We start from the raw sequence: 13,710 nt of genomic DNA on the forward strand, positions 1-13,710 counted from the left end.
ATGCTGCTATAGCTCGTAAGTCGTCTTCTTCCTTCATCTCCATTTGCTACACTGTGCCCGTACCCAACAGGCAAGCTGCGAAGGAGCCCCTACCTTAAACATGACCGAGCCTCCCCTGCGCAACGTCTCCCTGTCAGAGCGCCTTCGAGCCCACCTCGCCATCGCCAGACTCGATCATTCCATCAAGAATCTCTTCGTTCTGCCCGGCGTCATCGTACCTCTCAGCGTCTCGCCCGCGCTCCTCACTCCCCAGCTCTTCCTAACTCTGGTGCTGGCGTTCCTCTCAGTGACCCTCGTCGCCTGCAGCAACTACGTCATCAACGAAGTCCTCGACGCGCCCTTCGACCGCCTCCACCCAACCAAGCGTAATCGCCCCGCTGCACGCGGACTCGTCAACATCCCCGCAGCCTACGCACAATGGCTCCTGATGATGGTGGCAGGAATCGCAATCGGCCTCACCATCTCTCGCATGTTCGCCCTCGTCGCGCTCGTTCTCTGGATCATGGGCTGCATTTACAACTTCCCACCCATCCGCACCAAAGACGTCCCTTATCTCGACGTCCTCACCGAGTCCATTAATAATCCTCTGCGCATGCTGCTCGGCTGGTACGCGGTCACTAGCGTCCTCGTTCCGCCGGTCTCTCTGTTGATCGCCTACTGGATGCTCGGCTGCTACTTCATGGGCCTCAAGCGCTTCAGCGAACTCTCCGAAATCGGCGACCGCACCGTCGCAGGAGCCTATCGCGCTTCCTTCAAGCGCTACACGCCAGAATCGCTACTCGTATCGGTCGTCTTCTACGCCTCCACGGCGATGCTCTTTCTCGGCGCCTTCATCATCCGGTACCGCATCGAGCTCATCCTCGGCTTTCCCCTCGTCGCCTTCACCATGGCCATCTACCTCAAACTCGCCTTCAAACACGACAGCGCCGTACAGAACCCCGAAAAGCTCTACCGCGAGCCCCTGCTGATGGCCTCCTTCGCCGCAACCGCGCTGGTGATGGGCCTTCTCCTCTTTATCCGCATCCCACGTCTCGAGATATTCTTCACCCCGACACTGCCCTCCACCACCCCCGCAGCAGTTCAACCCGCTCCCGTTACATATATACCCAGGCCCGGTCTGCAACTTCGTATCATTAGTCAGATATGAATCCGTCTCAAGAATCCAGTGTTGAACGCACCACAGACAATCTCAGCCTACCGTGGACGGCCATCGCCTTTCTGATCTTGACCGCAGTCATCTCTCTCCTCTGGTCACACCACAAACTCATGTCACAGGACGAGATCTTCGTCCTCCAAACCGACAGCGCGCCCACCTACGCTCAGCTCCTTCACATTCAGCGCCACTACCCCATCTCGCTCGACCCCCTCGTCTACCACACCCTGGCCTTCCTCTCCATCAAAGCCTTCGGCGCAGGAGCATTCGCCCTCAGACTTCCCTCGCTGCTCGGCTATCTCCTCATGCAGCTCTGCCTGTTCTTCTTCGTTCGCCGAGTTGCCAACGAGCATGCTGCTCTCTTCGCAATGGCATTTCCAGCAATAACCGCCATTTTTTTCTACTCCGCCGAAGGCCGCCCCTACGGTTTGCTCCTCGGCTTCTACGGACTCGCCATGCTGAGCTGGCAGACCGCAACCCGCCGCGAATCGCAGCGCACCGGCTCGCTCATCGTTCTGGCACTGGCAATTGCGCTCACACTCAACACCCACTACTTCGGCGTCCTCTTACTCCTCCCCCTCTGCGCTGCCGAACTCTTCCGCACCATCGAGCGCCGCCGCTTCGATCTCCCCGTCGTCGCAGCCATCCTCATCGGCATGGCCTGCGTCGCCTTTGCACTTCCCTTCGAACGATCCGCCGCAGAGTTCCGCAGAAACTACTACAACGCCGGAGAAGTCAGCTATCACGCCATTACCCAGGCCTATCGCTCGCTCTTTATGAACTACACCCAGGCGAGTCTCAGCATCCAGCACTTCGCGGCCATCGGCCTCGTCGTCTTCGCAGCTCTGCTCATCATCGGCAGCGTTCGCCAGCTGCGCGGCAAAGATCTTCAACTCCCGAACGCCGAGCTTGTCTTCCTCATCGTCCTCGCCGCGCTGCCTTTCTTCGGCTTTCTGCTGGCCTTCTTCGTAACCCACTCCATCGAAGTTCGCTACGTCCTCGGCGCTATGCTCGCTCTCAGCGTTCTCCTCTCATTCGCCGCACTCCCATTGCTTCGCAGTAAAAACATGGCGGCTTTGACGCTCTGCACGCTCGCCATTGCCATCGTAGTCATCGGTGCAATCCGCATTCACGCAGAGCAGGCGAAGACAAACGCCTTTATGACCTCGCTCACCCTCAGCCCGCAGATCAAAGCAGCCATTCTCTCCAGTCCCAGCGGTCTGCTCTACCTTCAGGAGATGGGCACCTTCGAAGTAGCCAGCTACTACGCGCCCGACCCGGAACTGCGATCCCGCATGGCTCTCGTCTACTCCAGCAACCAGGAGCTGCTCTGGAGCCAACGCGACACCGAGTCTCTCACCGCACTCCACATGCGCAGCTTCACCGGCTTCCCAATCGTGCCCTATGAGCAACTCTCCGCCGAACCCGGCGACCACGTCTTCGTCCTGCTGCACAGCGGCTGGAACTGGACCGATCAAGCCCTGGCAGCCGCGCACGCCAGCATCACCCCGCTTGGCCCCGCCATGGGAGGCGACGCCGCCTCCGTGCAATTCACAACTAAACAAGAGTAACGTCGCAGCTCCCCGCCGAACCATGACACCGTTACGCGACCACAGCGTCATCGGATCCGACACGCCGAGCCAGCCGCATCAGCAGTGCAATCAAGAGAAGCGCCCACGCTCATCGCCATCGGCTTTGTGGAGAAACCGATGCTGCGCTTTCTCACGGCGAACTATCACCACCCAGCCGTACAGTCGGCCCCATAAAAAATGGCCCACCGTTGAAGGTGGGCCATTCTCCTTGTTACGACGTCGTTAGGACACCAAAGCCTCGCGCCCCTGCACCACGAACTCCAGCCCATTCTTCCCAGCCGTCACCAGTACGTGATCGCCATGCAGAACGCTGCCATCGAGAATCTTCACCGCCAGCTTGTCCTGCACCAGCCGTTGGATCGCTCTCTTCAGAGGCCGCGCACCATAAGCCCGATCGTATCCGGCCTTGAAGATCGCCTTTCTCGCATCCTCGGTCAGCTCCAGCGTAATCTTTCGATCCGCCAACAGCTTCTGCAGATCCTTCAGCCGTAGATCGACGATGTGGGTCAGCTGCTCATCGCCCAACGGATGGAAGATGACAATATCGTCCACGCGATTCAGGAACTCAGGCTTGAAGTGCTTACGCAACTCATCCATCACGCGTCCCTTCGCGTCTTCGAATCCAGCCTCACCTTGCGCCCACGCCGTAGACAACTGCGACGCACCAACATTTGACGTCATGATCAGAACAGTATTTTTGAAATCAACCGTCCTTCCCTTCGAGTCCGTCAGCCGCCCATCATCGAGCACCTGCAGCAGCACATTGAACACATCCGGATGCGCCTTCTCAATCTCGTCAAACAGAATCACCGCATACGGCCTGCGTCGCACCGCCTCCGTCAACTGACCGCCTTCGTCATACCCGACATACCCCGGAGGCGCGCCAATCAACCGCGCCACCGCATGCTTCTCCATGTACTCGCTCATGTCGATCCGCACCATCGCAGCCTCGTCATCGAACAGGAACTCCGCCAGCGCCCTCGCCGTCTCCGTCTTACCCACGCCCGTAGGCCCAAGAAAAATAAACGAGCCAATCGGCCGCTTCGGATCGCTTAAACCCGCGCGCGAACGCCGAATCGCATTCGCCACTGCATTCAGCGCTTCATCTTGCCCAACCACGCGGTCGCGCAGACGATCCTCCATCTGCACCAGCTTCTGCATCTCTCCTTCGAGCATCTTCGAGACAGGTATCCCCGTCCACTTCGACACCACCGCGGCGATATCCTCCTCGTCGACCTCCTCCTTCAGCATCCGCGAGGGCCGCGTCGCCACTCCCGACTTCGCCTCAGCTTCATCCTCGCGAACAGCCGCATCCTGCTCCGCCGTCAACTCGCGCAGCTCCGCCTCAAGCTTCGGAATCTCGCCATACTGCAACTCCGCTGCCCTCTGCAGATTTCCCTTACGCGTCTCTTCTCCCATCTGGAACCGCAGCGAATCCAACTCTTCCTTCAGCTCCGCAATCTTCCCAATCGCGCCGCGCTCCTTCTGCCATCTCGCGCGCAGACCCGCGGCCTTCTCCTTCACCTCAGCGAGTTCACGCTCCACGACCTCCAGCCGCTCCTGCGACGTCGCATCCTTCTCCCGCTTCAACGCTGCGCGCTCAATCTCGAGCGACGTCGCCCTTCGCTCCAGATCGTCAATCTCCACCGGCACCGAGCCGATCTGAATCGCCAACGCCGCTGCAGCCTCATCGACCAGATCGATCGCCTTATCCGGCAGAAAGCGATCCGAGATATACCGATGCGACAGGGTAGCCGCAGCCACAATCGCCGAATCCTTGATCCGAACCTTGTGGTGCGCCTCATACTTCTCCTTCAAACCACGCAAAATCGCAACCGTGTCCTCGACATTCGGCTCGCCGACAAACACAATCTGAAACCGTCGCTCCAACGCAGCGTCCTTCTCGATGTACTTCCTGTACTCCGCCAGCGTCGTCGCGCCAATCGCACGCAGCGCTCCGCGAGCCAGTGCAGGCTTCAACATATTGCTGGCGTCGAGCGACCCTTCGCTAGCTCCGGCACCTACGAGAGTATGTAACTCATCGATGAACAAAATCACTTCACCGTTCGACTCTTCAATCTCCTTCAGCACCGCCTTCAACCGGTCTTCAAACTCACCGCGAAACTTCGCCCCGGCGATCATCGCGCCCAAATCGAGCGAGCACACGCGCTTGTTCTTCAAAATCTCCGGCACATCGCCCTGAATAATGCGCCGCGCCAACCCTTCGACAATCGCGGTCTTACCTACCCCAGGCTCGCCGATCAGCACCGGATTGTTCTTCGTCCGCCGGCTCAACACCTGCACCACACGGCGAATCTCCTCATCGCGCCCAATTACCGGATCGAGCTTTCCGCGCCGCGCCAGATCCGTCAGATCCTTCGCATACTTCTCCAACGCCTGAAACTTCCCTTCAGGATTCTGGTCCGTCACCCGCTGACTCCCCCGCACCGCACTCAGCGCCTTCAGAATCGCCTCATGCGTTCCACCCAGCGCCGCCAGCGCAAGCTGCACCGGATCATTCTTTGCCTTCGACAGCGCCAGCAGCAGATGCTCCGTCGACACAAACTCGTCTTTGAAGTTTTCCGCCTCCTTGAACCCCTGCTCCAGCACCTTCTGCAGCGCATTCGACAACCCGGGCTGCCCCCCGCCCTGAACCTTCGGCAGCTTCGCAATCCCCGAATTCACCCCCGACAACAACTGCTCCACCGGCACCCCAATCTTCTCCAGCACCGGGATCACCACTCCCTCGCGGTCCTCCAGCAACGCCGCCATCAGATGCAGTGGCAACACCTCCGGATTGCCGTTCTCGGCAGCATACCCACCGGCCGCCTGCACCGCCTCCTGCGACTTCACCGTCAACCGATCCCATTTGATCGCCATAAATCTCTATCTCCTCAACCAGTTCAACAAATTTGAGCTTTTCGCTTAAATTAGACGCCTGAAATCACCAGAAGATGCGAAATCTGATAATAACTCACTCACATCTGGACCGCAGCCAGATCCACCACCGTGCCTCTCCCCACCCATCGCTTTTTAAGACGTCCCGACAAAGGACAACCGTGACGCCGAAATCAAAAAGCAAGGATCAAAGACCCGACATCAAAGACGCGACCGACAGACACCCCATAGACAATAGACTTGTCCACGATCCTCATGACCCTCAACACCACCCCCGAGTCCAGCACTCTATCCGATGCGCTCATCCTCGCCAGCACCGGCGGCCTCCTCGACTCCTTCGTCTTCCTCAACCACGGCCGTGTCTTCGCCAACTCCATGACTGGAAACGTCGCACTCCTCGGCATCACGCTCCTCGGCCACCAGTGGCGAGACGTCATTCCTCATCTCGTGCCCATCCTGGGCTTCTTCGCCGGCGTCGTCTCGGCCCGTCATCTGCGCACACGCAACCATAGCGCCGCCATCATCGCCCTGGCCTTCGAGATCCTCGCGCTCTTTGCCCTGGGCTGGGTGCCGTCAAGCTTCCCCGACATCCCCTTCACCGCAATCGTCGCCTACGTCGCCGCCTTCCAGGTCGCCAGCTTCCGCCGCGTCGACCGGTTCTCCTTCAACTCCACCTTCATCACCGGCAATCTGCGCGACGCAATCGAAGGCGTCTATGACGCACTCGACCCCTCCGGCACGCCCGAAGCCCGCGAAAAAGGTCGCGCCCAGGGCCTCCAACTCGGCCTCATCTCCCTCTGTTTCCTCACCGGAGCCGCTCTAGGAGCCTGGGCCGCGCCCCATCTCGCCAACCGCTCCCTCTGGCTCACCGAACCGCTGCTTCTCTTCGTAGCTCTCCGCAACCTTCGCCGCGCCGCTAAGCCCGAATCGCCCCAGGTCGCAGCCCCCAACACCGTCCCTTCGAAATAGCTTCTATAGTCCCAGCCGAATCCTTCAAACCACCCTCACACCCAGGAGACCTTCGGTCGACGTCACGCTGTTTCGACATACTCCACTTCGCCGCCGCGATAGTCTATCTTGAGCGTTGGCCTCTCTAAATCACTGGCAGGACTGAGCGTCCCATCGGCTTGGGGCCGCTTCACGCAACAAGTAATGTGGCATTCAGGCATCATTCGCCGCATCTCATCCAGCCCCGCGTGAGTACCGTCCCAGAAAACCGTATTGCCGACATGGCTGCCATACTCGTCGGTTCGCGTCTCCTGTTCAGGCGCGAGAACCAGTAGAAATCGACGGAAAGGTGCGGCGAACGATGAGAGAGTGATAATTTCAACAGGCTCGCACCGTGAGCGTACAGTGCGCCTGCTTCCCGGCGGACTTTATAGCACTTTGCGCATAGAGCTGTTTAGGTCTCTTTAGTAACCACACTCGCAATAACTTTCGCGAAAAAGAAAAGGGAAGGCACTCGCCTTCCCTTCAAGAAATCGGCAAAGCTATTACTGAGCCGTGTGAGCTTCAACCTGTTTGCTGTTGTCGCCAGCCCCCACCTGCTTCGAGCCGCCCACCTGCACCTTGATCTGTTTCGGCTGCGCCTCTGCCTTCTTGGGCAGTGAGATCGTCAGTACGCCAGCGTCCGAAGAGGCTGTTACACCCTCCGTGTTCACAGTCTGCGGCAGAGTAAAGCTCCGAACGAAGCTTCCAAATCGCCGTTCGATCCGGTGGAAGTTTTCAGCCTTCTCGGCCTGCTCAAACTTCCGCTCACCCTTGATCACCAGCGTCTGGTTCTCCAGACGGATGTCCAGATCTTCCTGCTTTACGCCGGGAATCTCAAGCTTCAGAACCAGCTTGTCCGCGTCCTCATAAACATCCACCGCCGGAGTAAAGCCCGCGTTCGAGCCCTCCGCCGATCCCGCGAAGTCATTAAAGATCGAGTTCAACCGCTTCTGCAACCCTGCAACATCTTCAAAAGGCGTCCGCAACGGCACAAATCGAGTCATCGTTGTCATAAAACCCTCCTATTCAGATACTTGAATGTCTCGGGAGCAGCCTTCAAAACCGCCCCGCACTAGTATAGACGCGAACCAGCTTCAATTGTTGCATATAATTTGACAATAAATCGCTCATATTTACATCTTACTCAAAAGTAACAACTTATTTCTCTCGGAGGCTTTAACTCAAACCAAATAGGAGACACCCATGACTCACAGGTGTAATGCCTACTCCACTCTCCGTGCTCTACAATCCTCCGAGCAGCAAGAGGGCTAGCGAATGACTGTCTCTGTCGTAATGCCCACCTATAACGCTCAGCCCTTCCTCCACGACGCCATTGCCAGCACTCTCAGCCAGACCTGGACCGACTTCGAACTCATCATCGTCGACGACGGCTCGACCGACGACTCGCTCGCCGTTGCTCAGTCTCTTGCCCAGACCGATCCCCGCGTCAAAGTCTTCAGCCAGGCCAACGCCGGCACGGCCAACACCCTCAACCGAGCCATCGAGCTCGCCTCCTCCGAGTGGGTCTTCATCATGCACTCCGACGACGTCATGCATCCCAATCGCCTCGAGCGCCAGCTGGCCTTTCTCGACGATCACCCCGAGCTCGCCGTCGCCAGCAGCCTCGTCCGCCATATCGACGCCAGTGGAAGAGTCATCGGCAAGGACAACTCCTTCTTATTCACTCACGCAGACTTCGAAGAAAAAGTCCGCCTCAACAAACTCATCGGCTTCAATCATCCCGCCGTCGTGCTTCGCAAAAGCATCGTTCAAAACGCAGGAGGATACCGGCAGGAGTTCTGGCCAGCCGAAGACATCGACCTTTGGAACCGCCTCGCCGAGCAGGGCCACAAGATCCTCGTCCAGCCCGAAACCCTCCTCGACTACCGCATCCACGGCGGCTCGGCCTCCATCTCCCGCGCTCGCCTCACCCGAATCAAAGTCCGCTGGCTTAAAGACTCCATGCTCCGTCGCCGCAGCAACCAACCCGAGCTCACCTGGGAGCAGTTCCTCGCCCTCCGCCGCAAGTATCCCCTCAAGCGCCGAATCGACGAAGAGCGAGTCGACTTCTCACAGATCTTCTACAAAGCCGCCGTCGGACACTTCGCCAAGAGGCAATATCTCCACACCATCGGCAACGCTGCCCTCGCCGTTCTCCTTCGCCCGTGGTACATCTCCTCCGAGATCGTCACCAAATCGAAGTGGCGGGTGAAGGGCAACACGAATCAAACCGAGTCTTCCCTCTAGCCGCCACTCGATCGACAAAACCCAACTACTTCCCGTCCTCCGTCCCCCGGATAAACGCCGCCACATCCGAATGGAACTGCTTCAGCACGTCCTCATTCACATACACCATATGGCCGCTCTGGTAGTAGTGATAGCTGATATTCGCCTGTAGCTTCTGCGGAATCTGCAGATGATGCATCTCGAACTTGCCCTCGAAGTAAGGCGTCGCCAGGTCGTAGTATCCACCTGCCAGCATCACCTTCATCTTCGGGTTCGACTTCATCGTAAAGGCGAGATCCGGCATCACATTCGTCCCGCCCTCCTGTTGATTGGCCGGCGGTCCCCCCGGCGGCTGGTGCCGCAGATCCCACGAAAAGTCAGCGTCCGCATAGGCTCCAGGCTTATACGTCTGGTTCTCGCCATACTTCAAATCCGTCCGCATGTACTGATTCAGCGCCGCGGTGTAAGCCGACGAGATCGCATTACTCTGCGGGTCATACTCCGCATCCGAACTCAACGGATCGATATCAGGCCCCTTATACCGCGTATCCAGCCGCCCCGTTGTCGTCTCATCATCGAGCTGCAGTTGCTTGCTGAACGCGGCCCCGGACACCCGCAGATTCGCTCTCACTAAATACGCCACCGGCAACCCGGTATACTGATGCAGCTTCTCCGCCACAGCCTGTTTCGTTGCCTCAGGCAGCTCCGACCCCTTCAGCAGCGCGCTCATATAGTCGCCCAGCGCATACTGTTCCACCTCGGCCAGAAACGGCTCCAGCGCCGCAGGCTGCGTCGGCAGCTTGTGATGATAAAAGGCGCTCGCCGCAAATGTAGGCAGCCCCAGCGCATACGCCTGATCGACCCCAGGATTCCACTTCGGTCCATCGATGCTGTTATCGAAGCTCAAAATCTGCGACAGCAGAATGATCCCGTTCAAGTCCACGTTCTGCAGATCAGCCGATAGCACCGCACTCCGCGGGGTCCCATAGCTCTCGCCCAATAAATACTTCGGCGAGTTCCATCGATTGAACTTCGTCAGAAACCTGCGAATGAACCGATCGAACGCATGCGCATCCTGGTCCACGCCCCAGAACTCCTTCTCTTTATCCTTGCCCATAATGCGACTGAAACCAGTCCCCGGCGCGTCGATAAAGACCACATCGCTCACATCCAGCAGACTGTAGTCGTTATTGACGATCTTGTACGGCGCGCCTTCATCATGCTGTGCATCGGTCGTCACCACGCGCTTAGGCCCAAACGAACCCATATGCAGCCACATCGTCGCCGACCCCGGCCCGCCGTTATACAAAAACGTCACAGGCCGTCCCGTGGGCGCATCCTTCTTGAAGTACGCCACATAAAACATCCGCGCCGTGGCAGGCGCCTCCTCAGGCTTCTCCGGATCCGGCGCCTTCTCCCCCGTATCCGGCAGCATCTTCCCATCCATCCCCAGCGTCGCGTCCTGCGAGTCCGTCGAACCCACCGTCAGCGTGCCCGCCACCGCACGATAAGCAATCTTCTCCCCGCCCACCGTCACCGAACCCTCTGTCGTCGAGTCCGCCGGCGGCTCCGCAGCCTCCACCACCGGCGTCCCCGTCACCACCAGCTTCTGATCCTTCTTCTTATCGCTGTCTTTCTTCTCCTGCGCCGCCGCCGCCATCGCAAAAGCGACAGCCATCAGCACACCGCAAGACACACCCTTCCAAACGAGTTTCCTCAACATCCTCACACGCTCCAAAGCCAGATTTCCCAGTGCGAGAAGTATATCCACCTATCCCTGTTGCTTTTACAGAATCCTCTCCTGCGAAACTCGTTACTCCGCCCGCAAAGCCTCCACGGGATTGATCGACGCCGCCCTCCGCGCCGGAACGTAACTAGCCACCAGAGCCGCCGCAACCAGCAGAAGAGCCACCCCCGCCAACGTCCCCACATCCCACGTCTGCACGCCAAACAGCATGCTCCGCAGCGTCAGCGTCAGACCCAGCGAGCACACCAGACCCACCACAATTCCCAGAGCCGCCAGCCTCCCACCCTCTCTCATAATCATCCGCTGCACCATCTCCCTCTGCGCGCCCAGCGCCATCCTCACGCCAATCTCCCGCGTCCTTTGCCCCACCGAATACGCAATCACTCCATACAGCCCAATCATCCCCAGCAACAAAGCCAGCGCCGCAAACCCTCCCACCAGCCACGCCGACGACCGGTGCAGATAAGCCGTCTCCGACTCATCGATATTCATCATCATCGTCGACTCCTCCGACGTGCCGATACCCCGATCGAACTGGTGAATCGTCGAGACAAGCGTAGGCAACAGCGCCCTCTCATCCTGACTCGTCCGAACAATCAGATTGAAGTACACGTCAGGGCTTTGATCCGCGGGATAGTACACCGCCGGCAAAGTCTGCTCATCGAGCGATGACTCGCGCAGATCGTCCACCACCCCAACAATCTCCCTGATGGACTTAGGCGACAACGTCGTATCGCCCATCCTCGCACCCAGTGGGTCCTGACCAGGAAAATACAGCTTCGCAAACGCCTCATTGATGATCGCCACACGAGGCTTTGTAGCGTCTTCATCCGAGTTGAAGAATCGCCCACGAATCAACTTCGTCTTCAAAGTCGTAAAGAAATTCGCCGTGATCTCCCGCTCGTTCACTTCATTGTGCTCGCCGTTATACGGACGGCCAACGAATCGTACCCAATCGGTATTGCCATTCATCGTCGCTGGCAGTTGGCTTGTCGTAGCTGCCGAGGTCACGCCCGGCAACGCCGAGATGCGATCCAGAAGTTGTCTCCGCGCTGCCACTATCTGTTCATCCTTCGCATAGACCTTCTCCGGCAATGCAACCGAAAGCGTCGCCAGGTGATCAGGCTGAAAGTTCAACTCAACATGCAGCAGATGATAGAAGCTCTTGCCAAGCAATCCCGCACCCACCAGCAGCACAGTAGCAATCGCCAGCTCCAGCACCGTAAGATTCGCGCCAACCTTCCGCCAAAGCAAGCCCGCCGAGCCCCGCGAGCCCTCCGTCAACCCCTCCCGCATCTCGCCGAACGACAGTTGCACAATCGGCGTCAGCGAAAAGATCGCCGTCGCCATCACCGCAATCGCCGCCGCAAAACAAACAACATGAAAGTTCAGCCCGACTCCGCGCAGGTACGGCATATGGGGCAGCATCTCCTTCGGGATAAGCCCCAGCAACGCCTGCGAAGCAAACACCGCACAAACCAGCCCCAGCAACGTACTCCCAAACACAAGCAGAACACCTTCGGTTACAAATTGCCGCGCAAGCCGCAGCGGCGAAGCACCCAGCGCACCCCGTACCGCGATCTCCCGCCTCCGGCTCTCCGATCGCACCAGCAGCAGACTCGCCACATTCACACACGCGATCAGCAGAAGCAGACCCGCACCCGCCAGCAGCAGAAGCAGAATCGGACGAATATCTCCAACAAACGCCTCCGTCAGCGACTGAACCGCCGCGCCCTGCCCGCGGTTTGAGTCCGGATACTGCCGCTCCAGTTGCTGCGCAATAGCCTTCGTGTCCGCAAGCGCCGCCGCAATCGAAACTCCATCCTTCAGCCGCGCAACCCCCACTAACCCATGGCAGCTCCGTCTCAGGTCACACGTGTTCGTCCCCCCGGCATGCATCGTGGTCCAGAACTCCGCATTGTTGCGAGGCGCAAACTCAAAGCTGTCAGGCAACACGCCCACAACCACGTACGGTGTCCCACTCAACGAAACGCTCTGCCCAACAATCTCTTTCTTGCCGCCAAACCGCTTCTGCCACGCCGCGTAGCTCAAAATAACCGTTCGCGGAGCACTCAGCAGATCCTCCCCCGAGTAGAAGTCTCGCCCAAGCAAAGGCACAACCCCCAACGTGTGAAAGAACCCATCCGTCACTCGCAGCCCTGTCACCGGCTCCACTCCGGACGGCGTATCCAACAGATAACCCGCCCCCGTGTAGACATCCAGCGAACGAAAGCTGTGATTCATCTTCTTCCAGTCGAGATAATCGAGATAAGACAGATTCGCATGCGGAAACACTGCAACGCTCTCCGTCACATCCGCCAGAGTACGCGGATCTTCATAAGGCAGCGGCTTCAACAGCGCAGCATCCACAAACGCAAAGATCGCGACGCTCGCCGCAATACCAAGCGAAAGCATCAACACCGCCGTAATCGTGAACCCAGGATTCTTCGTCAGCTGCCGCAACGCAAAGCGAAGATCCTGCCACAGCATCTCAAAGAATGGCGCCGTACCTCGCTCCCGATAAGCCTGCCGTGTCCGCTCCATCCCTCCCAGCTTCACCAGCGCATCGCGCCTCGCCTCCTCCGCCGTCATGCCCGCGCGCATATTGTCGTCGATATGCATCTGCAGATGTCCCTCAAGCTCGCTGGCAAACTCCTCCTCCCGCCGCCCGCTCGAAAACATCCCGGCAAACCGCCTCAGCGCTGCACGCAGTTTCTTCATGCCGGATCCTCCGTTCCCCGCAAAAACCGGGCCAGAATCGCCGTCGTCTGCTCCCAGTTGTCGGTCTCACGTTCAATCTGCTTCCGCCCCACCCGCGTCAACTTATAGAACTTCGCCTTCCGATTGTTCTCAGACAGACCCCACTCCGAGACAATCGCCCCCTCCTGCTCCAGCTTCAACAGCGCCGGATACAGCGTCCCATAGTTCAGCGAAAGCAGGTCCCCGCTGGTCTGCTCAATCCGCCGCGCGATCCCATACCCATGCAGCTCGCCCATGCTCTCCAGCGTCTTCAACACCATCAACGCCAGCGTCCCCTGCCAAACATCCTTCTTCTCACCCATGCACACTCCTATTGCCTATCAATAGGAGTATGCACCCACCTC

General features: G+C 58.7%; 9 protein-coding genes. 4 read left to right on the plus strand and 5 right to left on the minus strand.

Annotated elements, in window-relative coordinates; genetic code table 11:
- The first annotated feature begins 100 nt into the window (after nucleotides 1–100).
- Both RBB76_RS09275 and RBB76_RS09280 read left to right on the plus strand, forming a co-directional pair.
- The gene (locus RBB76_RS09275) at nucleotides 101–1,147 is read left to right on the plus strand and encodes a UbiA prenyltransferase family protein (RefSeq protein ID WP_429627705.1); all 1,047 of its coding nucleotides are present in this window, start codon (nucleotides 101–103) and stop codon (nucleotides 1,145–1,147) included.
- The gene (locus RBB76_RS09280; RefSeq protein ID WP_429627704.1) at nucleotides 1,144–2,724 is read left to right on the plus strand and encodes a glycosyltransferase family 39 protein; all 1,581 of its coding nucleotides are present in this window, start codon (nucleotides 1,144–1,146) and stop codon (nucleotides 2,722–2,724) included. Before RBB76_RS09275 ends, RBB76_RS09280 begins: the two co-directional genes overlap by 4 nt.
- 243 nt (nucleotides 2,725–2,967) lie before the next feature.
- Here the strand turns inward: RBB76_RS09280 and clpB are convergent, their stop codons facing one another.
- Nucleotides 2,968–5,625, minus strand: coding sequence for an ATP-dependent chaperone ClpB (clpB, locus tag RBB76_RS09285; protein WP_429627703.1), 2,658 nt, complete (start codon nucleotides 5,623–5,625; stop codon nucleotides 2,968–2,970).
- A 258-nt stretch (nucleotides 5,626–5,883) separates the two neighbouring features.
- Here clpB and RBB76_RS09290 point away from each other — a divergent pair, with 258 nt between their 5' ends.
- The gene (locus RBB76_RS09290; RefSeq protein WP_429627702.1) at nucleotides 5,884–6,612 is read left to right on the plus strand and encodes a YoaK family protein; all 729 of its coding nucleotides are present in this window, start codon (nucleotides 5,884–5,886) and stop codon (nucleotides 6,610–6,612) included.
- A gap of 524 nt (nucleotides 6,613–7,136) precedes the next feature.
- Here the strand turns inward: RBB76_RS09290 and RBB76_RS09295 are convergent.
- Nucleotides 7,137–7,646 (minus strand): Hsp20/alpha crystallin family protein, encoded by a 510-nt coding sequence (locus RBB76_RS09295; protein WP_429627701.1) that lies wholly within the window; start codon nucleotides 7,644–7,646, stop codon nucleotides 7,137–7,139.
- A 262-nt stretch (nucleotides 7,647–7,908) separates the two neighbouring features.
- Here RBB76_RS09295 and RBB76_RS09300 point away from each other — a divergent pair, with 262 nt between their 5' ends.
- The gene (locus tag RBB76_RS09300; RefSeq protein WP_429627700.1) at nucleotides 7,909–8,880 is read left to right on the plus strand and encodes a glycosyltransferase family 2 protein; all 972 of its coding nucleotides are present in this window, start codon (nucleotides 7,909–7,911) and stop codon (nucleotides 8,878–8,880) included.
- A 25-nt stretch (nucleotides 8,881–8,905) separates the two neighbouring features.
- Here the strand turns inward: RBB76_RS09300 and RBB76_RS09305 are convergent, their stop codons facing one another.
- The 3 genes from RBB76_RS09305 to RBB76_RS09315 form a co-directional block, all read right to left on the minus strand.
- Nucleotides 8,906–10,582 (minus strand): S10 family peptidase, encoded by a 1,677-nt coding sequence (locus tag RBB76_RS09305; protein WP_429627699.1) that lies wholly within the window; start codon nucleotides 10,580–10,582, stop codon nucleotides 8,906–8,908.
- 90 nt (nucleotides 10,583–10,672) lie between these two features.
- Nucleotides 10,673–13,327 carry an ADOP family duplicated permease gene (locus RBB76_RS09310; RefSeq protein WP_429627698.1) on the minus strand — a complete coding sequence of 885 codons (2,655 nt, stop codon included), beginning with the start codon at nucleotides 13,325–13,327 and terminating at the stop codon, nucleotides 10,673–10,675.
- The gene (locus tag RBB76_RS09315; RefSeq protein ID WP_429627697.1) at nucleotides 13,324–13,668 is read right to left on the minus strand and encodes a PadR family transcriptional regulator; all 345 of its coding nucleotides are present in this window, start codon (nucleotides 13,666–13,668) and stop codon (nucleotides 13,324–13,326) included. Before RBB76_RS09315 ends, RBB76_RS09310 begins: the two co-directional genes overlap by 4 nt.
- Nucleotides 13,669–13,710 lie beyond the last annotated feature (42 nt).

It is taken from the genome of Tunturiibacter psychrotolerans, from assembly GCF_051013365.1.
In the GTDB taxonomy this organism is placed as follows: domain Bacteria; phylum Acidobacteriota; class Terriglobia; order Terriglobales; family Acidobacteriaceae; genus Edaphobacter; species Edaphobacter psychrotolerans_A.

Coding starts and splice junctions, on each gene's coding strand:
- RBB76_RS09315 (WP_429627697.1), bottom strand. CDS start 13,668: ATGGGTGAGAAGAAGGATGTTTGGCAGGGGACGCTGGCGTTGATGGTG.
- RBB76_RS09295 (WP_429627701.1), bottom strand. CDS start 7,646: ATGACAACGATGACTCGATTTGTGCCGTTGCGGACGCCTTTTGAAGAT.
- clpB (WP_429627703.1), bottom strand. CDS start 5,625: ATGGCGATCAAATGGGATCGGTTGACGGTGAAGTCGCAGGAGGCGGTG.
- RBB76_RS09280 (WP_429627704.1), top strand. CDS start 1,144: ATGAATCCGTCTCAAGAATCCAGTGTTGAACGCACCACAGACAATCTC.
- RBB76_RS09305 (WP_429627699.1), bottom strand. CDS start 10,582: ATGTTGAGGAAACTCGTTTGGAAGGGTGTGTCTTGCGGTGTGCTGATG.
- RBB76_RS09310 (WP_429627698.1), bottom strand. CDS start 13,327: ATGAAGAAACTGCGTGCAGCGCTGAGGCGGTTTGCCGGGATGTTTTCG.
- RBB76_RS09300 (WP_429627700.1), top strand. CDS start 7,909: ATGACTGTCTCTGTCGTAATGCCCACCTATAACGCTCAGCCCTTCCTC.
- RBB76_RS09275 (WP_429627705.1), top strand. CDS start 101: ATGACCGAGCCTCCCCTGCGCAACGTCTCCCTGTCAGAGCGCCTTCGA.